This is a genomic window from Terrabacter sp. 05T424 (assembly GCF_056396225.1).
Genome location: NZ_JBFTLB010000007.1, coordinates 54,438 through 76,291 on the forward strand (window position 1 = coordinate 54,438; position 21,854 = coordinate 76,291).

General features: G+C 71.8%; 20 protein-coding genes. 9 read left to right on the plus strand and 11 right to left on the minus strand.

What is annotated here, in order from left to right:
- The first annotated feature begins 55 nt into the window (after positions 1-55).
- Positions 56-958: a hypothetical protein gene (locus AC1DE0_RS14830; protein ID WP_478101857.1), complete on the plus strand. Its 903-nt coding sequence runs from the start codon at positions 56-58 to the stop codon at positions 956-958.
- 12 nt (positions 959-970) lie between these two features.
- On the opposite strand, the gene AC1DE0_RS14835 is transcribed toward AC1DE0_RS14830, so the two are convergent.
- A complete protein-coding gene (locus tag AC1DE0_RS14835) occupies positions 971-2,047 on the minus strand; it encodes an aminoglycoside phosphotransferase family protein (RefSeq protein ID WP_478101859.1) in 1,077 nt (358 codons plus the stop codon).
- Entirely contained in the window at positions 2,031-3,005 is a 975-nt protein-coding gene (locus tag AC1DE0_RS14840) for a Sir2 family NAD-dependent protein deacetylase (RefSeq protein WP_478101861.1), read from the minus strand. Before AC1DE0_RS14840 ends, AC1DE0_RS14835 begins: the two co-directional genes overlap by 17 nt.
- Before the next feature lie 83 nt (positions 3,006-3,088).
- Here AC1DE0_RS14840 and AC1DE0_RS14845 point away from each other — a divergent pair, with 83 nt between their 5' ends.
- The 5 genes from AC1DE0_RS14845 (at position 3,089) to AC1DE0_RS14865 (ending at position 8,438) form a co-directional block, all read left to right on the plus strand.
- Positions 3,089-4,036 (plus strand): LysR family transcriptional regulator, encoded by a 948-nt coding sequence (locus AC1DE0_RS14845; RefSeq protein WP_478101863.1) that lies wholly within the window; start codon positions 3,089-3,091, stop codon positions 4,034-4,036.
- A gap of 54 nt (positions 4,037-4,090) precedes the next feature.
- Positions 4,091-5,614: a gamma-glutamyltransferase gene (locus tag AC1DE0_RS14850; RefSeq protein ID WP_478101865.1), complete on the plus strand. Its 1,524-nt coding sequence runs from the start codon at positions 4,091-4,093 to the stop codon at positions 5,612-5,614.
- A 135-nt stretch (positions 5,615-5,749) separates the two neighbouring features.
- Positions 5,750-7,084 carry a class I SAM-dependent methyltransferase gene (locus AC1DE0_RS14855; protein ID WP_478101867.1) on the plus strand — a complete coding sequence of 445 codons (1,335 nt, stop codon included), beginning with the start codon at positions 5,750-5,752 and terminating at the stop codon, positions 7,082-7,084.
- A 4-nt stretch (positions 7,085-7,088) separates the two neighbouring features.
- Complete coding sequence (locus tag AC1DE0_RS14860; protein ID WP_478101869.1) at positions 7,089-7,877, plus strand: DUF1295 domain-containing protein; 789 nt, start codon at positions 7,089-7,091, stop codon at positions 7,875-7,877.
- Positions 7,878-7,940: 63 nt separating this feature from the next.
- Positions 7,941-8,438 (plus strand): cupin domain-containing protein, encoded by a 498-nt coding sequence (locus AC1DE0_RS14865; protein ID WP_478101871.1) that lies wholly within the window; start codon positions 7,941-7,943, stop codon positions 8,436-8,438.
- A gap of 8 nt (positions 8,439-8,446) precedes the next feature.
- On the opposite strand, the gene AC1DE0_RS14870 is transcribed toward AC1DE0_RS14865, so the two are convergent.
- Both AC1DE0_RS14870 and AC1DE0_RS14875 read right to left on the minus strand, forming a co-directional pair.
- Positions 8,447-10,801 carry a ComEC/Rec2 family competence protein gene (locus AC1DE0_RS14870; protein ID WP_478101873.1) on the minus strand — a complete coding sequence of 785 codons (2,355 nt, stop codon included), beginning with the start codon at positions 10,799-10,801 and terminating at the stop codon, positions 8,447-8,449.
- Positions 10,802-10,920: 119 nt separating this feature from the next.
- Positions 10,921-12,030 carry a ComEA family DNA-binding protein gene (locus AC1DE0_RS14875; RefSeq protein WP_478101875.1) on the minus strand — a complete coding sequence of 370 codons (1,110 nt, stop codon included), beginning with the start codon at positions 12,028-12,030 and terminating at the stop codon, positions 10,921-10,923.
- A gap of 155 nt (positions 12,031-12,185) precedes the next feature.
- Here AC1DE0_RS14875 and purU point away from each other — a divergent pair, with 155 nt between their 5' ends.
- On the plus strand, positions 12,186-13,028 hold the full coding sequence (gene purU, locus AC1DE0_RS14880) for a formyltetrahydrofolate deformylase (RefSeq protein ID WP_478101877.1): 843 nt from the start codon (positions 12,186-12,188) through the stop codon (positions 13,026-13,028).
- A 61-nt stretch (positions 13,029-13,089) separates the two neighbouring features.
- Positions 13,090-13,644 carry a hypothetical protein gene (locus AC1DE0_RS14885; RefSeq protein ID WP_478101879.1) on the plus strand — a complete coding sequence of 185 codons (555 nt, stop codon included), beginning with the start codon at positions 13,090-13,092 and terminating at the stop codon, positions 13,642-13,644.
- Here AC1DE0_RS14885 and AC1DE0_RS14890 read toward each other — a convergent pair.
- The 4 genes from AC1DE0_RS14890 to AC1DE0_RS14905 all read right to left on the minus strand — a co-directional run bounded on the left by AC1DE0_RS14890 (position 13,628) and on the right by AC1DE0_RS14905 (position 19,062).
- The gene (locus tag AC1DE0_RS14890; RefSeq protein WP_478101881.1) at positions 13,628-14,242 is read right to left on the minus strand and encodes a glycerol-3-phosphate acyltransferase; all 615 of its coding nucleotides are present in this window, start codon (positions 14,240-14,242) and stop codon (positions 13,628-13,630) included. The two genes, AC1DE0_RS14885 and AC1DE0_RS14890, sit on opposite strands and share 17 nt — an antisense overlap.
- Positions 14,239-15,141: a DegV family protein gene (locus AC1DE0_RS14895; RefSeq protein ID WP_478101883.1), complete on the minus strand. Its 903-nt coding sequence runs from the start codon at positions 15,139-15,141 to the stop codon at positions 14,239-14,241. Before AC1DE0_RS14895 ends, AC1DE0_RS14890 begins: the two co-directional genes overlap by 4 nt.
- 118 nt (positions 15,142-15,259) lie before the next feature.
- Positions 15,260-18,199: a leucine--tRNA ligase gene (locus AC1DE0_RS14900; protein WP_478101885.1), complete on the minus strand. Its 2,940-nt coding sequence runs from the start codon at positions 18,197-18,199 to the stop codon at positions 15,260-15,262.
- 215 nt (positions 18,200-18,414) lie between these two features.
- A complete protein-coding gene (locus AC1DE0_RS14905) occupies positions 18,415-19,062 on the minus strand; it encodes a lysoplasmalogenase (RefSeq protein WP_478101887.1) in 648 nt (215 codons plus the stop codon).
- A gap of 111 nt (positions 19,063-19,173) precedes the next feature.
- On the opposite strand from AC1DE0_RS14905, the gene AC1DE0_RS14910 reads away from it, so the two are divergent.
- The gene (locus tag AC1DE0_RS14910; protein WP_478101889.1) at positions 19,174-19,548 is read left to right on the plus strand and encodes a thioesterase family protein; all 375 of its coding nucleotides are present in this window, start codon (positions 19,174-19,176) and stop codon (positions 19,546-19,548) included.
- Between the two features lie 10 nt (positions 19,549-19,558).
- Here the strand turns inward: AC1DE0_RS14910 and AC1DE0_RS14915 are convergent, their stop codons facing one another.
- The 3 genes from AC1DE0_RS14915 to AC1DE0_RS14925 form a co-directional block, all read right to left on the minus strand.
- A complete protein-coding gene (locus tag AC1DE0_RS14915) occupies positions 19,559-19,786 on the minus strand; it encodes a 2TM domain-containing protein (protein WP_478101891.1) in 228 nt (75 codons plus the stop codon).
- A gap of 22 nt (positions 19,787-19,808) precedes the next feature.
- Positions 19,809-20,420, minus strand: coding sequence for a hypothetical protein (locus AC1DE0_RS14920; RefSeq protein ID WP_478101893.1), 612 nt, complete (start codon positions 20,418-20,420; stop codon positions 19,809-19,811).
- Between the two features lie 76 nt (positions 20,421-20,496).
- Positions 20,497-21,705, minus strand: coding sequence for a hypothetical protein (locus AC1DE0_RS14925; protein WP_478101895.1), 1,209 nt, complete (start codon positions 21,703-21,705; stop codon positions 20,497-20,499).
- Positions 21,706-21,854: the final 149 nt, after the last annotated feature.

The window sequence follows — 21,854 nt, forward strand, 5'->3', positions numbered from 1 at the left end:
TATCGCCACGGCGGCCGCCACACTCTGACGAGTGAGTCCTGCAGAGGAGACCGCCATGGCATCCGGGCGCACCCGCGACGTCGTCTACACCTACCGCTACCTGCGGGGCGCGATGATCGCCCTGCTGCTCATGCTCCTGCTGTCGGTGGGCTACGAGTGGTGGTGGGAGACCGAACACAGCTGCTGGCTCGGCTCGATCAGCGCCTACTACTACACGCCCGCGCGGACGGTCTTCGTCGGCTCCCTCTGCGCCCTCGGCGCGAGCCTCATCGCGTACAAGGGGCACTCGTCCGAGGAGGACGTGCTGCTCAACTTCTCCGGCTTCATGGCGTTCGTCGTCGCCATGGTGCCGACCGTCCCCGACGACCGCTGCGGGCCGAACGCCTACACGCAGACGCCCGCCGAGATCGCCGCGGCGGTGCGCAACAACATCTGGTCGCTCGTCGTCGTCGCGGTGATCGCGGCCGTCATCGTCGCGGCGCTCAAACGAGGCGCGATGCGGCGCGATGCCTCCGCGCGCCCGACGACGCGGTCGGTGCTGGTGACCCTGGCCTGCGCAGGCGTGCTGCTGGTGGAGCTCACCCTGTTCCTCGTCCTGCGCGACCGTTTCATCGCCCTGAGCCACGGCATCGCCGCGGGCACCATGGTGGCCGGGGTCATCGCCGTCATGGTGTTCAGCGCACTGCGCACCGAGGAGCGCCACCGGGCGGCCGGCGACGACGACGGGCGCGGCTACCGCCGCATCTACCTCGCCATCGCGGTCGCGCTCACGGTCGCGCTCGCCGCGACGGTCGTCGCGGCGCTGACGGTCCAGGGCTTCGCCCACCTCGTCCTCGTCGCCGAGGTCATCGTCATCGTGCTGTTCGCGACCTACTGGGGCGTCCAGACCAAGGAGCTGTGGGACCTCGGCGAGGTCTCCGCCGACGAGGCACGCGACCTCGGGGCCCGTGCCGAGTAGCCCCTCCGCGGCTCACGACAGGGGCGTGGGGTCGCCGAGGGCCCCGAGCCACCACGTGCCCGCATCGCCGTACTCCGCCCGCTCTTCTGTCGTCATCGTGGCCACGACCCGCAGCCAGGACTCGGCGCGCGCGAGCCGCCCCAGGTGCAGGGCCGCGGGCAGCGCCTGCCGGAGCCGGGTCGAGGGAACGACGTCGCTCCAGACCTCGAGTCCCGCGTCGGCCACCCGTCGCACTCGCGGGTCGTCGGGCCCCGCCTCGAAGCGGTGCAGGAGCACGTTGAGCGGGATGAACAGGGCGGTGAGGGGGTGCGCGAGCACCGCGTCGCCGAAGTCGAAGAAGCGCATCCCCGCTGGCGTGGCAAAGACGTTGTTGGCGTGCAGGTCGTTGTGCACGAGGTTCACGCCCAGGCCGAGCGCGTCGAGCTCGGTGCCCCACCGCTCCACCGTCGGAAGCAGGCACTCCAGCCGTGCCGCCACCTCCGGCTCCATCCGCCGCGGGTCGCCCGCGGGAAGCGCGACGAGAGAGGCCGTCCGGCCGCTCACGTAGGCCGCCGCGTGCGTCGGGCGCAGGAGGCCGGCGCCGGCCGCCCCGAGCTCACGCTCGTGCCCGACGAGCTCACGCTGCAGGTGCATCGCTTCCGCAGCGACGCGGCACCACGCGTCGACGTCGTCGCCCGCGACGGTCTCGGCGAAGACCGGGCCCTGGTCGGGCACGAGGTGCAGACCTCGCTCGAGGTCCGCGGCGACGACCGGCACCACGCGGTCGGGGGCGAGTCGGTCGAGGACGACGAGCAGCGCGGCCTCGAAGGACTGGTGAGCGCAGTTCTGCTTGGCCCAGTAGACCGTGCCGTCGGCGGCTCGGGCCCGCCACACGGTCGACCACGGACGTTGGTGCACGGGCTCGAGATCGACAAGTTGGCTGCCGAGCCCGTCGAGGGCGCCCTCGAGCCACGTACGCAGCTCGTCGGCGAACTCCTCGGACACCCACCGCACCGACGGGCCGGGCCCGTCCTCAGGCAGGACGGCATACTCCGTCGGTTCGTCCCCGCGGCGGTGCGCACCGCCCTCCGGGTCAGTGACCGAGGGCATCGCGCAGCGCGGTGAGAGTCTCGCCCAGCGGGGCGTGCAGGCGGATCGTCGCCTCGGCATCGCCGCGGGTCGCCGACCGGGTGAGGATGGCAACGGGCACGTGGCGCTGGTGGGCGCGGCGCACGAAGCGGTAGCCGCTCATGACCGACAGTGACGAACCGAGCACGAGCACGGCGCCGGCCGCCTCGACGAGTCCGAAGCAGCGCTCGACGAGCGCCTTGGGCACGGACTCGCCGAAGAAGACCACGTCGGGCTTGACGGTGTCGTTGCCGCAGACGAGGCAGCGCGGCGCGTGGAAGGACTCGACGAGGGCGTCGGCCAGCACGATGTCGCCGTCAGGCCGCACCTGCTCGCCCCACTGCGACCCGACGGACGTCGCGGCCTCGGCGAAGCGTGCCATGAAGCCGGGGTTGGCCTCCGTCATCCTCTCGTGCAGGCCGATTCGCGAGGTGTACTCGCCGCAGGTCAGGCACACCGCGCGCTCCAGCGACCCGTGCAGCTCGACGACGTCGGTCGCGCCGGCAGCTTGGTGCAGGCCGTCGACGTTCTGGGTGATGACCGGGCCGAGGTAGCCCGCACGTTGGAGGTCGGTGACGACCCGGTGGCCCTCGTTGGGGGACGCGGCTTTGAACCGCTGCCACCCGATGTAGCTGCGGGCCCAGTAGCGGCGGCGCGCGTCGCTGCTGCCCGCGAACTCGCCGTACGTCATCGGCTCGACCCGGCGCGTCCCGTCGGGACCCCGGTAGTCGGGGATGCCCGACTCGGTGGACAGGCCCGCGCCGCTCAGGACGACCACGCCACCGGCACTGACGAGGTCGACGAGGTCGTCGAAGGTGCCGAGGTCGTGCGTCTGCAGCGGCAGCGTGCGCGACGTCKACAGCCGGGTCGTCGCGCCCACCGCGCCCGCAGCGCCTGTCGGGTGCGTCGCCCGAGGGGGTATGCCGGTCGGCTGGTGCACCCGGCCAGCCTACGTGGGCGACGCGACCCCTCTCGAGCGCGCGGAACTCACAGGATTCCATAATCACCGGTTATGATCGGTGCATGATCGACGCTGCTGGCCTCCGGGTCATGAAGGCCATTGCCGACGAGGGAAGCTTCACGAGCGCCGCCAACGCGCTCGGCTTCACCCAGCCGGCCATCTCCCAGATGGTGCGGCGCCTCGAGCAGCGCACCGGCACGGTGCTCGTCGAGCGCTACGGCCGGCAGGTCCGCCTCACCGAGGCGGGGCAGGTGCTGGCCCGCCACGCCGTCGGCGTCCTCGCCGCGCTCGACGCCGCCGAGGAGGAGATCACCGCGATCGCCGGGCTGCGCGCCGGTCGCGTGCGCATGCAAGCCTTCCCGAGCTCGTCGGCGACCCTCGTGCCCCGCACCCTGGCGATCCTCAAGTCCAAGCACCCCGACATCACGGTGACCTTCACCGAGGCCGAGCCGCCCGAGTCGCTCGCCGCCCTGCGCAACGGCGACTGCGACGTCGCCGTGGCGTTCGCCTACGAGGGCGCTGACCTCGGCGAGCTCGAGGAGGACCTCTCGCTGCTCGTCACGCGACGCCTCATGGACGACGAGGTGCGCCTCGTCGTGCCGGGCCACCACCCCCACGCGGGCGACGCGGCCGCCGTGCTCACGGACTTCTCCGGCGACGAGTGGATCGCCGGCTGTCCCCGGTGTCGCGGCCACCTGCTCTCGCTCGCCGACACGGCCGGCTTCCGACCCAACGTCGCCTTTGAGACGGAGGACTACGTCGCGCAGCTCGGCCTCGTCACCGCAGGCCTCGGTGTTGCGCTCGTGCCCGACCTCATCCTCAACGCGGCCAAGCACGACGAGGTCGCGACCCTGCCGCTGTCGCCCGCCTCACGTCGCCAGATCCTCGCGGTGACCACCCCCGACCTTCAGCGAGTGCCCGCCGTGGCCGCAGCGCTCGACGCGCTCTGCGAGGCCGCCGGCGCCGACCCGGCGACGTCCACGGCCAAGCTCGTCGGCGCCAAGGCCTGACACTCACACTCTTCACACCGCGCCGGACGCGCTCGTGACCGGCAGAATGCGGTCATGACACGGGTCGCTCTCGCCGCCACCGGTCCGGCTCCACTCGAGGCCGGGCTCGAGGCCGCGGCCGACGGCGGCAACGCGGTGGATGCGGCCATCGCTGCGGCTCTCAGCGCGATGAGCACCGAACCGGGCGTCGTCAGCCTGATGGGGGGCGCCTACGTCAACGTCTGGCCGGCCGGCTCCGACCCCGTCGTCGTCGACGGCAACGTCGAGATGCCCGGCCGCGGCCTCGACGGCACGGCCTTCGGTCACGGCGTGCGTGAGGTGCGCACCGACTACGGCGGCGGCGTCACCATCGGCGCCGGGCACGGCTCGGTCGCGAACTCCGGTGCCCTGCAAGCCCTCTCGCTCGCACGAGACAGGTTCGCGGTGCTGCCGTGGCGGCGGCTCGTGGAGCCGTCTGCGCGAGCCTGCCGCGAGGGCTACCGCATCGGGGCGGCCGCGGCGCTCTACCTCGGCATCGTCCGAGACACCCTCTTCGGAGCCGACGCCGAGGCGCATGCCCTCGTCACCGGGGCGGACGGCGGCGCCGTGCAACCCGGCGAGACCTGCCTCAACGTCGACCTCGCCGACATCCTCGAGCTGCTCGCCGTGCAGGGCGTCTCGCTCTTCACCACCGGCGCCGTCGGGCGGGTGCTCGTCGACGACATGGCCGCGAACGGAGGGCTCGTCACCGCAGCCGACCTGACGGCGTACGAGGCCGTGGTGCGAGCCCCGACGATGCGGTCGGTCGGCACCTGGAGGGTCGCGCTCAACCCGCCACCGTCCGTCGGTGGTCCGATGCTGGCGGCGATGCTCGGGCAGCTTGCACGCCACGAGCACTGGACCTGGCCCGAGGTGATCGACATCCAGCGCCGCGTCCTCGCCTACCGCCTCTCGGTGCACGACCGGTCTCGCGACCTCGACGCCGACGGACATGCCCTGCTCGAGTCGGTCGAGCGGCACGGGCTCGCCGGCCTGCCGACGTCGGCCTCCACCGCCCACGTCTCCGCCGTCGACGAGCAGGGGAACGCTTGTGCCATCACGATGTCGGCGGGCTACGGCGCCGGCATGGTGATCCCGGGCACCGGCATCCTGCTCAACAACGCCCTCGGCGAGCCCGAGCTGAACCGGCTGGGGCTGCACGCGGTCCCGCCCGGAACCCGGCTCGCCTCGAACATGGCACCCACCACCGCCCGGAGCGCGATGGGGTCCGCGCTCGCGGTCGGCTCCCCCGGCGCCGACCGCATCACGACGGCGTTGATGCAGGTGCTGGGACGCAGCCTTCTGCTCGGCGATGAGCTGCAGCACGCCATCGACGCACCGCGCCTGCACGTGCGCTTCCTCGACGACGGCTCGCCGCGCGTCGAGCACGAGCCGTCGGACGACATCGCCGCGGCCGCTGCGGCGGGGGGCCTGCCCGCGCACCGCTACCCGGGACCCCACATGTACTTCGGCGGTGTCGGTGCAGCCCTGCTCGGAGGCGACGGCCTGCTCGCGGCGGGCGACGCGCGGCGGGAGGCGGCCGTCGGGGTATCTCCTTGATGGCTGACGCGACCCACCGCCTCCCGGCACGACGCACCGCCTCCCGGTGCGACGGACGCCACGCGGCGCGGCACCAATCCGGGCCGCCGCCTGCGCCGAACATCTCGCGTCGACCCCTACGAGAGGCCACCTGCGATGACCATGACCGACGACCGCCCCGACGCCGAAGCCTCCCTGACGGCGCCGCCGAGGCCCGCCCGACCCGACGCGGTCGCCGCCCGGGTGGCCGCCGTCGTCGCTCCGCTCTTCGGGGGCCGGCTCCCGGTGCGCCTCAAGGCCTGGGACGGCAGCGTCGAGGGCCCGGCGGACGCTCCCACGGTCGTGCTGCGCGATCCCGGGGCTCTGCGCCGGCTCGTGCGCCATCCCGGCGAGCTCGGGCTGGCCCAGGCGTACGTCACCGGCGAGCTCGACGTCGAGGGTGACCTGCTCGACGGGTTCCGTCGGGTGTGGTCGACGGCGCGCTCGCTCTCCGGCGGGCGGCCCTCCGCCGCCACCCTGGCCTCCGTCGCGAGGACCGGCATCAAGGTGGCGCTCGACCTCGGCGTGGTCGGCCTCCCGCCCGAGCCCCCGGTCTCGCAGGCGCGGCTGCGAGGTCGGCTGCACACGAAGTCGCGCGACCGCAGCGCCATCGAGCACCACTACAACCTCTCCAACGACTTCTACGCCCTCATCCTCGACCCGCACATGGCGTACTCCTGCGGCTACTGGACGAACACCGACGCCGGCTACACCGTCGAGGACGCCCAGCGCGACAAGCTCGACCTCGTCTGCCGCAAGCTGGGCATCCAGCCCGGCGGGCGGCACCTCGACATCGGCTGCGGCTGGGGCTCGCTCTCCCTCCACGCCGCTGAGCAGTTCGGCGCGCAGGTCGTCGGTGTGACGATCTCGAGCGAGCAGAAGGCGTTCATCGACGGGCGCATCCGCGAGCGTGGGCTCCAGGGTCGGGTCGAGATCCGACTGCAGGACTACCGCGAGGTGCCCGACGGGCCGTTCGACACCGTCAGCTCGATCGAGATGGGCGAGCACGTCGGCCAGCGGAACTACCCCCCCTTCACCCGCCAGATCGAGCAGCTGCTGCGTCCGGGCGGCCGTGCGCTCATCCAGCAGATGTCGCGCACGTCGCGGCCGGGGGGCGGCCCCTTCATCGAGGCGTTCATCGCCCCCGACATGCACATGCGGCCCGTCGGCGAGACGATCGGGCTCATCGAGCAGGCTGGCCTCGAGGTGCGCGACGTGCACGCTCTGCGCGAGCACTACGTCTGGACCGTGAACGCCTGGTACGACACGTTCGAGGCCAACTGGGACCGCGTCGTCGAGATGGTCGGCGAGGAGGTCGCGCGGGTCTGGCGGCTCTATCTCGTCGGCGGCGCCCTCGCCTTCGAGGAGGGTCGGATGGGAGTCGACCAGATCCTCGCGGTCAAGCCCACGCGCGACGGGCTCAGCAGCATGCCGCCGGTCCGGGCCTGGTGACGGCGTGGGCTTCGTCGGGGTGATGCTCAGCACGGCTCTCGCCGTCGTCGTGATGCTGGGAATCACGTTCCTCGCCGCGCTGCGGGTCGGGAAGCAGGCGGTCATCGACGTGACGTGGGGGCTGGGCTTCGTCGCGATCGCCCTCACCGCGTTCGTCGTGACCGGCGGACAGGGCGACCCGCTGCGTCGGTGGTCGGCGCTGCTGCTGACCGCGGCGTGGGGGCTACGGCTGGCCACGCACATCTACCTGCGCTCGCGCGGGAAGGGCGAGGACCCCCGCTACGAGGCGATGCTCGCCCGAGCCGACGGCAACCCCAACGCGTACGCCCTCATGCACATCTACCTGCCGCAGGGCGTCATCATGTGGTTCGTCTCGCTGCCCGTGCAGGTCGCGATGGTCGTTCGTGGTGGCCTCGGGTGGGTGCTGTGGGTCGGTGTGGCCGTGTGGGCGGTCGGGTTCTTCTTCGAGTCGGTGGGCGACCTTCAGCTCACGCGGTTCCGGGGCAACCCGTCCAACAAGGGCAAAGTGCTCGACACGGGCCTGTGGCACTACACGCGTCACCCCAACTACTTCGGCGACGCGTGCGTGTGGACAGGCCTCTTCCTCGTGGCCGCCAGCGCCTGGCCCGGCGTGCTGACGATCCTTTCGCCGGCCGTGATGGTCTGGAACCTCTACGGCGGAACGGGAAAGAAGCTGCTGGAGAAGGACATCGGCGACCGTCGACCTGAGTACGCCGAGTACGTCCGCCGCACGAGCGGCTTCTTCCCCCTACCTCCGAAGCGGGCCCGCTGACCCCTCGCGGTTCGTTCGGCCGCGCGCCACGAGGTAGGCCGCCGAATCGACGAAGATGGGGGCATGCGCCCGCCACTCGCCGACGTCCTCGACCTGCAACCGCACCCGGAGGGCGGCTGGTACCGCCAGACGTGGGTCGCCCCCGAGACCGTGACGCTTCCCGACGGCCGCACGCGGGCCACCGCGACCCTGATCCACTTCCTGCTGCCGGCGGGTGAGTCGTCTGCGTGGCACCGCGTCGCCTCCGACGAGGTGTGGATCGCTCACACGGGCTCGGTCGTGCTCGAGCTCGGTGGTGGCGGTGGCGCGCCCGACGCATCCTTGCAGTCGGTCGTCGTCGGCCTCGATCTCACGGGCGGCGAGGTGGCCCAGGCCGTCGTGCCTGCCGGCGTCTGGCAGCGCACCGTGCCCGGGCCGGCGGATGCGCTCGTCAGCTGTCTCGTCTCCCCCGGCTTCGACTTCGACGACTTCGAGCTGGTCGAGGACGCCGACGTGCAACGAGCCACGGCGGGCCCGGAGGACGAGCCCATCGCCCCCGAGGCGCCCACGAACCCAGCCTGAGCGACGGGTCAGCCAGACACGGCTGAGACTTCGGTGCCGTCGGCGCCGTCGGTGACGATCGCGACGTCACCCTCGGTGTCGGTGCGATGAACGGCAAAACCTCTGTCCTGCAAGGCTTTCATGGTCGCCGGGGCAGGATGGCCGTAGTCATTGCCCTCTCCGACACTGATCACAGCCAGACGGCCTGCGACCCGGTCGAGGATGCGGTCGTCTCGGTTGCTGGAGCCGTGGTGAGCCACCTTCAGGACGTCGATGCTGCCCCAGCGCGCCGGGTCGAGCTGCGACTCGCGCACCACCTGCGCGGCGGCCTCCCTTTCGATGTCGCCGGCGAGAAGCACGGTGACACCACGGACGTGCATCGTGAGCACGACCGAGCCGTTGTTCGGGACCGAGCCCGCATCGATGCGACGCGCCGGCCACCACACGTCCGCGGTGACGCCGCCGACGCTCAGCGACTCGCCCGCTCGCAGCTCACCGAGAGGTGTGCGGTGGGCCGCAGCGAGCTGGGACACGCGCCGTGCCTCGGCAGGAGGATCGAGCACCGGTGAGCCGCGGATCTCCGCCACCGGACGCTCGAGCACCGCGGTGAGGCCACCCACGTGGTCCGCGTGGTAGTGGGTGAGCACGACGAGGTCGATGGCAGTGGCCCCGATGCGGTCGAGGCACCGGCGCATGGGCTCCGGCTCGGGACCCGTGTCGATGACGACCACGTGACCCGCGCCGTTGTCGGCAACGAGCCCGTCTCCTTGCCCGACGTCGCAGGCGATGAGAACCCAGCCGGGCGGCGGCCACGAGATCGCGGTCGTCGGCACCGCCATACCGGATGTCAGGACGACGACTGCCACCGCGACCGTCGGCCGGTGCCGGGTGCGGTGCCAGGCCCAGGGCGCCATCGCGATGACGGCGACCGTGATCGCCGCCAGCAGCAATGCCGCACCGGCCGAGTCGCCCCAGCCGACGCTCCCGAACGGCAGACCTCCGCTCCAGCGTGCGACGGTGGCGATCGCCTGCGCCGGCGCGGCTGCTGCCCACGCCAGCCAGGTGGCGCCCGTGATCCAGGCCACCGACACGACGGCCACCGCGACCCCGACGACGGTGGTGGGCGCCACGAAGGGCGCGGCGAGCAGGTTCGCGAGCACGGCGACGAGCGAGACACTGCCCTGGAGCGGCACGACGACCGGCGCGCACACGGCCTGTGCGGCGAGCGGGATGGCGAAGACCGGCCCGAGAGGCTTGAGCGGCCCCGGCAGCAGGCGGGAGATGGACCTCCCCCACGAGGCCGCGAGGACGAGCAGGCCGAGGGTCGCGATGCTGGACAGGGCGAAGCCGTAGGAGCGGGCGAGCCAGGGGTCCCACACGAGGAGCAGGGTGATGGCGCCGGCGAGCGCCGGGATGCCCGCGCGCCGCCTCGAGGTCGACAGGGCCAGCAGGCCGACGAGTCCCATGACGGCGGCGCGCACGACGCTCGGCTCGGGCCTGGCGAGGATGACGAACCCGAGCAGGGCAAGCACCGCGACCGGCGGACGCCATCGGCGACGCACCCCGACGAGGCTGCAGCCCCACATCACGCTCGCCAACACGAAGGTGACGTTGCTGCCCGAGACCGCGCTGAGGTGTGACAGTCCGGTGTCGAGCATGGCCACCGTCAGGTCAGGAGGGGTGCGCGAGGTGTCGCCGACGACGAGGGCCGGAACGAGCCCTCGGGCATCGGGCCAGACGGCGTCGGTGGCCGCACGGAACCTCTCGCGCACGACGTCGGCGGCCGCGAAGACGCCCCCCGCGTGAGCCACCAGCGTCGTCGGCCCCTTGGGACTCGCCACGGCGACGACGTCGTCACCGGGCTCTGCCGGCTCGAGCCGCACGACGGCGTGGACCTCGTCGTGCCACCGCAACCCGGCCCAGGCCGGACCGCTGCCGATGACCAGCACCGGCGAGGCCACGGTGGTCATGCGTCCCCGCCCGACCACCTGGGTCACGTCGAGACGCACCACGCTCAGGGCCGGGGCGCTGCGGCCTGGACCACCGCCGCGGTCGGTGCGCACCGGACGAGGCTCGGCAGCGACGGTGGCCGTCAGGGTCACGACGGCCCGTTCGGCCGCCAAGGTTTCGAGCGGGCCCACCGAGGCCACGGCTCGATGACCGGCTGCGGCACCCAGCAGCAGGGCCAGGACCGCGCAGCCCACCCCCAGGCCCCGCACCGCCGCCCGGCCCCTGACGAGGATCGCGACGACTGCGGCACCGATGGCAGCCAGGGCCACGCACCAGACCGGGGCGACGAGTCCCCAGAAAGCCATGACCGGCCAGGTGACGAGCACGGGCACGAGCAGCCGCAGGTCGAGACGTCGGCCGGTCAGAGGCCGCACCCGGCGCACGGTCGAGCGACCTGTCAGGACCACGAGCGACGGACCTCGCGGTTGCTGCTCCCGTGCTGCCCCGCGCGCTGCCTGCCGGGCCGCACTCCCGGTCGGTGCGCGGCCGGCCGTCACAGCGTGACCCGGGGACGGAGCCGCTCGAGCAGCTTGTCGCCGATGCCGCTCACCTCGCCGAGCTCGTCGACGGACGTGAAGCGGCCGTGCTCTGCGCGCCAGTCGATGATCCGCTGCGCCAGAACCGGGCCGACGCCGGGCAGCGAGTCCAGCGCAGCGGTATCCGCCGTGTTGAGGCTCACGGACGCCCCTGACGCCGTCCCGGACCCGGATCCGCCACCACCCGCAGCGGACCCGCCACCTGTTCCCGCCTCACGACCCGCTGCGGCGACGGCGTCGCCCGGCCGGGGCACCCTGATCTGCTCCCCATCCACGACGAGACGAGCAAGGTTGAGGGCGGCGACGTCGGCGCCGGCTCGCGCACCTCCAGCCTGCTTGATCGCGTCGGCGACCCGCGAGCCGGGACGCAGGCGGACGAGTCCCGGACGCAGGACCTGCCCGACGACGTCCACGACGAGCTCGGCGCCGGCCGTGGGAGTGGCTGCGCCGGTGGGCTCGCCCGCGCCCGTGGACCCCAGGCCACCGGTTGCGGGCATCGAGGCCCGGGCGGGAGCCGTGCCGCCGACGACCTGGACGGAGCGGGACGGACCCGGCGCGACGTCGGGCGTCGACGCGGACCTCTCGGCCCAGAGCACCCGCAGCACGAACGCGCACCCCACGGCCACCACGAGGGCGAGCAGCGAGACGAGCGCCGCGCTGCTGACGGCGCGCCGACCCGACCGCAGCTCGTCGGGAACGGTCAGCAGTCCCGGCCGACGCGCGCGACGCAGGTCGGCGTCGAGCTTCGACACCTCGTCGTCGGGCGCGCGCGTCATCCGGCGGCGCACGGCAGCCTCGGCCGCCGATACCGAGCCAGCCACAGAGCCCGCCACCGAAGCCGGCGACAGCGACCTCGACGCTCCCGGAGGCGGTGGCACCCAGCCCCCGTCGGGCGGCAGCTGCACCGCCCCCTCCCCCGGGTCGATGACCGGATCGTCCGCCTCCTCCATCGCCCGACCAGAGTCGAGATCAGCGGGCCAGACACCGTCGGTGTCGTGCCGACGCGCACCGAGCACCCGAGCCGCCCGCTCGAGGTCGGTCGGTCTCTGGGAGGCACGGAACGGCATACGTCGACGGTAGGAAGCCCTTCACACCTGGGCCGGAAGCTGGCACGGCACTGGGGACAACGGGCCCCGGCGCCGAGGGGGTGTGGACGGCCACAGCCCGAGACGGCCCGCGCGTCGATTCACGCCAGCCCGGCCGGCTGGGCCACACTGCTCCAATGGCTCGGCACATCATGACCCTCACCTGCGACGACCGCCCCGGCATCGTCGCAGCCGTCTCGTCGGCGCTGCTCAAGGTCCAGGCCAACATCGTCGAGAACCAGCAGTACTCCGACGAGGACACTGACCTCTTCTTCATGCGCACCGTCTTCGACGCCGAGGCCGAGGACGTGGAGCAGGTGCTGGACGCCCTCCGCGAGAGCCCGGCCATCGCGCACCAGCACCTCGCCGTGCGCCCAGAGGACGAGCACTGCCGCACCATCATCCTGGTGAGCAAGTTCGACCACTGCCTGCTCGACCTGCTCTACCGCTGGAAGTCAGGCGACCTGCCCATCGACATCGTCGGTGTCGTCTCCAACCACGAGGACTGCCGCGCGCTCGTCGAGTACTACGGACTGCCCTTCACCGTGATCCCGGTGACGGCGGACACGAAGGCTGACGCCGAGGCCGAGCTGCTGCGCCTCGTCGACACCAACGGCGTCGGGCTCGTCGTGCTCGCCCGCTACATGCAGATCCTCAGCGACTCGCTGTGCCGCGCGCTCGAGGGTCGCGCGATCAACATCCACCACTCGTTCCTGCCCGGCTTCAAGGGTGCCAAGCCCTACCACCAGGCGCACGACCGTGGTGTGAAGCTCATCGGGGCCTCCGCGCACTACGTGACCGCCGATCTCGACGAGGGCCCGATCATCGAGCAGGACGTCGTCCGCGTGACGCACGCCGAGACGCCCTCCCGGCTCGTCGCGCTCGGCCGCGACGTCGAGCGCCGCGTCCTCTCGCGTGCCGTCCGCGACCACGCCGAGTCACGGGTCTTCCTCTCGGGGCGCCGCACGATCGTCTTCTGACCGACCGAGGACGTATGCCGCCCGGCGGGGTCATCCCGTCACCGCCGGTAGCGTGCGTGGCATGAGCGACAGGGAGTTCGTCGTCGGTCGGCCACACTTCGGGCGCTTCACGCGAACGCCCGAGGAGAACGCGGAGGCCCTGGCGGAGGCCCGCGACGCCCTCACCAGAGCCCTTGCCGCCGACCCCACGCAGCCCGGGGCCGCCGACCTGCTCGATGCCACCGTCGACCTGGCCGAGGCCCTCACCATCGCGGGCCGCGAGACCGAGGCGATCACGCTGGCAGGCCCGGCCGCACAGCTCGCCCGCGACGCCGGCCGCACCGAGAGCCTCGGCTGGGCGCTTCTGGCACTCGCGACGGCTGAGCACTACGCGGGGCGTCCCGCCGACGCCGGGCCGCACTTCGACGAGGCGCTGAGGGCGGCCCGGACGGTCGCAGACCGCGTGCTCGAGCACTACGCGTTGCACCACCTCGGCCGGTTCCTCGTGGACGAGGGACGCACCGACGAGGCCGTCGAGGCCTTCACGGCGTCGTTGGCCATCCGCGAACGGCTCGGCGAGCCACGTGCGGCGAGCACCCGCGCCGCCCTCGAGGCGTTGCTCAGGTCTCGCCGCTGAGGTGCCGCTGACGCCACCAGCCGACGACGTTGTTCTTGTGGCGGGCGAGCACCAGCAGCCCGATCGCCGTGAGCCACAGGCCGGTCCACACATCGCCAGGTGCCCGCCCGGTCCAGATGACGACTGCCACCACGAGCATCGCGAGCGATCCGAAGATCGAGCCGGCCGCGACCCATCGGGTCAGGGCGACGCCCACCGCGAAGACCACGACGACCACGAGCGCGACCCACGGGTGCACGCCGAGCAGGGCGCCGAGCGTCGTCGCGACCCCCTTGCCGCCGCGACCCCTGAGGTAGGGCGACCAGATGTGGCCGAGCACGGCGGCGACACCCGCGGCGTAGGCCAGGTGTGCGCCACCGAACCAGTGGCCGGCCACGAACGCCGGCACCAGGCCCTTGAGCACGTCGAGCACCCCGACGACGACGCCCCACTTGCGCCCGAGCACCCGACCGGCATTGGTGGCCCCGGGGTTGCCGGAGCCCGATGAGGCGAGGTCCTTCCCGAGCAGCCTCGCGATCATCGTCGCCGGGTTGAGCGCTCCGATGAAGAAGGCCCCGAGGACCACTGCGGCCCAGGTGAGCACGGTGGCGGTGCTCACGACCCGGCGTGCCCGTCGGGAACCTGGGCCGGCGGCTCGGGGAGGGGCTCGCCCGGGTGCGGGGACACGGCGATGGCCACGGTGCCGGGACCGACGTGGGCGCCGACGACGGCACCGAGCTCGACGACGACCACCTTCGGCGAGCCGGGGACCAGCTCGCGCAGCTCGGCGGCGATCTGCTCGGCTCGCGCGGCGGCGTCGAGGTGGTGCACGGCGACGTCGGCGACGTCTCCGCCCTTCTCGACGTGCTCGACGACCATGGCCTCGATGCGGGCGACGGCTCGCGAGGAGGTGCGCACCTTCTCCACGGGGACGATGCGGCCGCCGCGCACGGCGAGGATGGGCTTGATCGCGAGTGCCGACCCGAGCAGCGCCGAGGCAGCCCCGATGCGACCGCCCCGCCGCAGGTGCTCGAGGGTGTCGACGTAGAAGAGGACGCCGGAGGGCTCCAGACGTGCACGGATGACCTCGAGAACCGTTGGCACGTCAGCGCCCCCGGCTGCCGACTCCGCGGCCGCGACGACCGCGAAACCCATCGCCATCCCGATGGTCTCGCTGTCGACCACCTCGACGGGAACGGACGCTTCTGCGGCCGCGAGCCGGGCAGCCTCGACGGTGCCCGACATCTGCGAGGAGAGGTGGACCGAGACGATCGCGGTCGCGCCCTCGTCGGCGAGGCGTTGGTAGGTCTCGGCGAACACCTGCGGGGTCGGCCGCGAGGTGGTGACGATGGTGTAGTCGCGCAGCGCGGCGGCGACCTGCTGGGCCGAGATGTCGCGACCTTCGATGTGGTCGCGGCCGCCGACGACGACGTGCAGCGGCACGACCTCGACGTCGTGCTGCTCGATGACGTCGGCCGGCAGGTAGGCCGTCGAGTCGGTGACGATCCGCGTGGTCACGTCGCGCTCCTTCCGCAGGTCGGCCGGTGGCTGGTCTCAACCTAGCGTCGCCCGCCACGCGCACGCGGCAGCCCGCGCGCGGTCGTGCACCAGATCGGGCACCAGATCGGGCGCTCGGTCAGACGGGGACGACGTTGACGAGCTTCGGGGCGCGCACGATGACCGTGCGGATGCCGCCCTCGGTCGCGGCCCTGACCTTCTCGCGGCCGAGTGCCAGCTCGCGCAGGTCGTCCTCGGAGATGTCGGGGCTCACCTCGACGCGGTCGCGCACCTTGCCCTTGATCTGGATGACGCAGGTGACCTGCTCCTCCACGATCTTGGCGGTGTCGCTCACGGGGAAGGCGGCATACGCCACCCCGCCCTCGTGGCCGAGCCGCTGCCACATCTCCTCCGCGATGTGCGGCGCGACGGGCGCGAGCATGAGGACCATCGCCTCGACGACCTCCCGCGGAGGCGCGTCGAGCTTCGTCACGGCGTTGTTCAGCTCGATGAGCTTCGCGATGGCCGTGTTGAAGCGCAGGCCCTCGAAGTCCTCGCGGACGCCGGCGATCGTCTGGTGCAGCTGGGTCGTCAGCGCCTGGCCGACCTCGACGTCGGCGACGCGCACCTCACCGGTCGACTCGTCGACGACGTTGCGCCACAGCCGCTGCAGGAAGCGCTGCGAACCCACGACGGCGCGGATCTCCCACGGCTTGGACAGCTCGAGCGGGCCCATCGACATCTCGTAGACGCGGAAGGTGTCGGCGCCGTACGCGTCGTACATCTCGTCGGGGCTGACGGAGTTCTTCAGCGACTTGCCGATCTTGCCGTACTCGCGGTTGACGGGCTCGCCCTCCCACGTGAAGGTCGGCTCGGTGCCGTGGCTCCCCGCGTGCTCCTCGACCTCGGACGCCGTGACGTACTGGCCGCGGCTGTCGGTGTAGGCGTACGCCTGGATGTAGCCCTGCGAGAAGTACTTCCGGAACGGCTCCTCGCTGCGCACGTGGCCGAGGTCGAAGAGGACCTTGTGCCAGAAGCGCGCGTACAGCAGGTGCAGCACGGCGTGCTCGACGCCGCCGACGTAGAGGTCGACGCCGCCGGGGTCGCGCGTGCCGGCGGGCGCACCGGCGACCGCCTCGTCGTGACGGCCCAGCCAGTACGCCTCGTTGGCCGGGTCGACGAACGCGTCGTGGTTCGCCGGGTCGAGGTAGCGCAGGTAGTACCAGCACGAGCCGGCCCAGTTGGGCATGGTGTTGGTCTCGCGGCGGAACTTCCGCAGCCCTCGCCCGTCGCCGAGGTCCTTCTCGACCTCGACCCACTCGGGCACGCGCGACAGCGGCGGCTCGGGGCTGCTCTGGGCGTCGTCGGGCTCGAACGTCTTGGGGCTGTAGTCGGGCACGTCGGGCAGGGCCAGCGGCAGGTCGTCCTCCGGCACGGCGTACGCGACGCCGTCCTCGTCGAACAGGATGGGGAACGGCTCGCCCCAGTAGCGCTGGCGGCTGAACAGCCAGTCGCGGATGCGGTAGCTGATCGTGCCCTCACCCATGCCCTCGGCCTCGAGGAACTCGATGGTGAGGGCCTTCGCGTCGGCAACGTGGAGGCCGTCCAGCGAGACCCGGTCGTTGCTCGAGTTGATGGCGACGCCGTCGCCGAGGAACGGCTGGTCGTCGGGGTGGCCCTCGTCGGGCTGCACCGTGCGCACGATGGGCAGGTCGAACTTCTCGGCGTACTCCCAGTCGCGGGTGTCCTGGCCGGGCACGGCCATGATCGCGCCGGTGCCGTAGCCCATCAGCACATAGTCGGCGACGAAGACCGGGATGCGCTCCCCCGTAACGGGATTCGTCGCCCACGAGCCGGTGAAGACACCGGTCTTGTCCTTGCCCTCGGTCTGGCGCTCGACGTCACCCTTGCGCGAGGCAGCCAGCTGGTATGCCGTCACGGCCTCCCTCGGGGTCGCGATCGCGTCGGCATCCGCGCCCTTCCAGGCGTCCTTGGTGCCATCAGGCCAGTTTCCTTGCGGCACCAAGGAATCCACGAGCGGATGCTCGGGAGCGATGACCATGAACGTGGCGCCGAAGATCGTGTCGGGGCGCGTGGTGAAGATGTCGATGCCGTCCTGCTCCCCCGTGCCCGTGACGACGGGAAAGGTGACGCGAGCACCCTTGGACCGACCGATCCAGTTGCGCTGCATGAGCTTGACCTTCTCGGGCCAGTCGACACCGTCGAGGTCGTCGGCCAGCCGGTCGGCATACGCGGTGATGCGCATCTTCCACTGGCTGAGGTTGCGGCGGAAGACCGGGAAGTTGCCGCGCTCGGAGCGGCCCTCGTTGGTGACCTCCTCGTTGGAGAGCACGGTGCCGAGGCCCGGGCACCAGTTCACCGGCGCCTCGGACGTGTAGGCCAGGCGGTGGCGCTCCAAGACAGTGGCGCGCTCGGTCGCGGACAGGTCGGCCCAGCCGCGACCGTCGGCCTCGACGACCGCACGCCGGCCGGACTCGAACTCCTCCACGAGCTCGCTGATCGGGCGCGCCCTGCCTCGCCCGCCGTCCTCACGCACCGCATCGACGTCGTACCAGGCGTCCCAGATCTGCAGGAAGATCCACTGCGTCCAGCGGTAGTACTCGTCGTCGATCGTCGCGAAGGTGCGGCGGTTGTCGAAGCCCAGCCCCAGACGGCGCAGCTGGCGCTTCATGTTGGTCATGTTCTCCTCGGTGGTCTTCCGAGGGTGCTGCCCGGTCTGGACGGCGTACTGCTCGGCGGGCAGCCCGAACGCGTCGTAGCCGAGGGCGTGCAGGACGTTCTTGCCGAGCATCCGGTGGAAGCGGCTGTAGACGTCGGTCGCGATGTAGCCGAGAGGGTGGCCCACGTGCAGGCCGACACCTGAGGGGTACGGGAACATGTCGAGGACGATGAGCTTCTCGCCGCGGGCCGCGACCTTCTCCGGCTCGGCCCACGGGCCGGCGGGGTTGGGGGCGTTGAAGGTCCCCTCCTCCTCCCAGCGGTCCTGCCAGGCCGTCTCGATCTGCTGCGCCATCGCGGCCGTGTAGCGGAAGGGAGTCTCGTTCGTCTGCTCGCTCATGTCGTCTCTCTCGTCGCTGCTCGTCGGGGCAAAAGAAAACCCCTCACACAGGAGGGGAAGCCGCGTTGATGTCGGGAGTCCCGACGTTCGTCAACGCGGCTGCGGAAGGAGCAGCAGGCCAGCCATGCGCCAAGGTTAGCGCAGCCCGTGACGAGCCCGCGTGGCGGTTTCGCCGGCCGTGCGCGCCAACGGCCCGACCGGCTCTGCCGGGAGCGTCAGCGGAGGAGCGCGACGACGATGAGGGTCTGGGCCAGGTGGTAGGTGACGATCACCGTCAACGGTGCCCAGCGGCGCTCCCGCACGAAGCGGTCGTGCCCCAGCACGGCGTCGGACGTGACGAAGACGGCGCAGCCGAGCAGCAGCAGCCAGTCGCCCCGCGAGGCAGCGACGAGCAGCAGTGCGCTGAGGACGAGCTGGTAGACGAGCACCGGCACCTTCTGCGCACCGGAGTGGCGCACGATGTCGCGGCCGACCTTCGCGTGCAGCAGGACCACCGCCGGCACCGCGACGAGCAGCAACCAGGGGAAGCCGTCGGCCGCCGGCGTCTCGAGGATCGCCCAGACGTAGGCGACATGCGCGAGCAGGAAGGCGCCCAGCCCCACGAGGAAGCGGGTCTCGGTCGAGTCGAGCAGCGCGACGTCGCCGACGAGGCAGAGGCCGAGCGCCACCAGGACCGGCAGGAGGGGCGGCGACCCCGGCACCCGCCCCTCGAGGAAGAGCGACCACGCGAGGCCCAGCAGCAGCACGACGACGAGGGGCTTGGTGACGCGTTCGACGACCTGCTCGCCGAGCAGCACGGAGCGCCAGTTGATGAGCGCCGTCACGGCGAGCGCCACGCTGAGGACCCAGAGGTGGGTGGTCACGGGGGCCACGCTCTCAGCCGCGGACGGCTTTCGCCTGCCGAACACGCGGCGTGCGCGCACCACCTGTCGAGACGAGTCGGCAGACGATCCGTTCTCTGCCAGACTCGTCCAATGCCCATGCGCAAGTTCCAGCACACCGTCACCGCAGACGACACGGCTGCCCAGGTCGGCAGTGGTGACCTCGACGTCCTCGCCACGCCACGCATCATCACGTGGTGCGAGAGCGCCGCCTTCCAGGTCTGCAAGCAGAACGTCGACTCCGACCACACCACCGTCGGCACGATGGTCAAGATCGAGCACATCAAGGGCAGCCCCGTCGGCTCCGAGGTGACCGTGCACTGCGCCGAGCCGATCAACGACGGCCGTCGTCTCGTCTGCCACGTCACCGTGACCGACCCCGAGGGCGAGGAGCTCGCCAAGGGCGAGATCCACCGCGCGGTCGTCGATCCCGACCGCTTCATGAGCAAGTGCCAGCGCGTCCTCTGACGCGCCCGGCTCACCGACGACGCAACCGCTCGATCTCGGCGGCCACCTGCACCTCGCTGGGGTCGTCACGCACGTACGCCTCGTAGAAGTTGGCGACGAGCCCGATGCCCCATCCGGCGAGCACGAAGACGGGCCAGAAGAAGCCATGGCTGGTCATGGCCCACACGACGAGGACCACGGCGTTGACGAGGCAGTAGATCAGCAGGTGTGGCCGGACGCCGAGCGTGCGGCAGATCACCCTGTGCTCAGGCCGACAACGGTCAGAGCACGTACGCGTCGCCGTCACGGCGCAGACCGAGCCCCGCATAGTACGGCTCGACCATGCCGGGCGGGGGCAGGAACCGGCGGTAGCCGCGGCCGCGCAGCAGTCCGTCCTTGCCGAGGATGAACTCTCCCGGCGAGAGGTCGCGGTGCCGGGGCGTCACCCAGTCGAGGAGCAGCTGGGCGGTGCCGTTGCCGGCGTCGCGGCCGATGACGACCCCGACCGTCTCGTCGCCCTTGAGCACGAGGTAGCAGACGTCGCCCGAGAACGGGTCGTAGACGAAGTCGGGGTTGTATCGGCGGACGTCGGCCTCGTGAATACGCAGCACGTGGCGCAGGTAGGTGTCGTCACCGGCCACCTGGAGCACCTCGTACGCGCGGGCGTCGTGCTTCTCGCGCGACATCCGCGCGAGGTAGAAGACGTTGATCCCGGCGAGGACGACGTTGAGCCCGACCATCGGCCAGACGTGGTTGACGGTGTTGTAGCCGATCAGGACGACGCAGCCCACGAGGTTGATGATGCGCAGCCGGCGCAGCTGCGTCTGGAGCAGCGACCAGACGAGCACCGCCGACCCGATCCAACCGATGACCTCGAGCCACCACGAACCCATGCGGTGACACTAGTGCGACGGAGCCAGCGCGGCGAGTGCTTCGCCGACCGGGGTCGGCGAGGCACTCGCCACCGGCTCAGGCGTCCGGCGCCACCAGCTCGGGCAGCGTCGCCTCGAACTGCGTGTCGAGGGTGCGGGACGGAAGGACCTGGCCCTGCTTCTGGGCGGCCTTGGCCACCGACCATCCCCACGTGGACGCCCGGAGCCGCTGGTTCGGCGTGCCGTGGTGCCCGTCGCTCGCGAAGTTGCAGTCGCCGACCTGGAAGAAGGATTGTTCCGCCTCGAGGACACGCGCGGCGTTGAGCGCGAGACCGCGCTTGTGCGTCACGAAGTACGTGCCGAAGGCGTCAGCCATCAGCTCGGTGCGGCGGGTCGCCTCCGCGCCCGTGAGGGGCGAGGGCGTGAGGTTCGCGTCGTACTGCACGTGGTGGGCGTACTCGTGCCCGAGCACGGCGCGCGGGCCGACGTCACCCACCCCGACGGCCTGCAGCGCGTCGAGCATGCCGTCGCCGAAGACGAGCTTGTCGGGGATCGCCGAGATGACCGGGTCGGTCTGGCCCGCGGCGGTGAAGGCGAACGCGTTGAGCGTGAAGATCGGGCTCTGGCCGCCCTTCAGCCCCGGGTCGGCGGCGACGACCTGGACGAGGATCGCCGCAATGCCCTGCGCGTCCGCCCGAGGCAGCCCGAAGAGGGTCTCGAGCAGCCGGGCGAGACGGGCCGGGTCGGTCATGAGGTCACCGTGCATCGCCATGAGCTGGATGTCGGAGCCGTCGGTGTCCCAGAACTTCTGGGCGGCGCGGAACGAGTGGGACAGCTCGCCCACGTACGCCTTGGGCAGGGCGTAGCGCGGGTCGCCCGGTGCCCCGAAGAGGATCGCGTCGAAGGTCGCGAAATCGAACGCACCGACGCTGCCGAGGACGGCCAGGCTCGTCGGGTCGATGCCCGAGAGGACGCCGCCGACGTACGCGTCGAGCCGGGTCGGGGCGCACTGGTACTGGGTCGGGTCGATGGCCCGCTCCACGGCTTCCTGCGCTGCCGACCGCTCGACCCCGAGCTGGCTGAGGGCGGCGGTCTGTCGGGCCGTCCAGTCAGCCGGCAGCTTCGCCCGGAGGGCGGCGAGCAGGCTCGCGGCACCCGGGTCGGTGGTCGGACCGGCTGCCGCCGCACTGGCGCCCGCGGCGCTCATCGACGTCGGCGTGGCTGCCGAGGCGACGGCTGCGCCGGTGGCCCCCGAGATGGCCAGCGACGTGACGAGAGCGATCGACCAGGTCGTGGTCCTGCGCACGTGAGAGTCCCTTCGTGTCGTGCCCCGGCCGACTGCCGCGGGCGACGCGCCCATCATCACCGGGCACTCCGACATCGCACCACGGAACCGGACAACCAGGTCCACTTCCCGGCAACCGGACCGGAAGACCCATCCGGTCAGCATGGCCC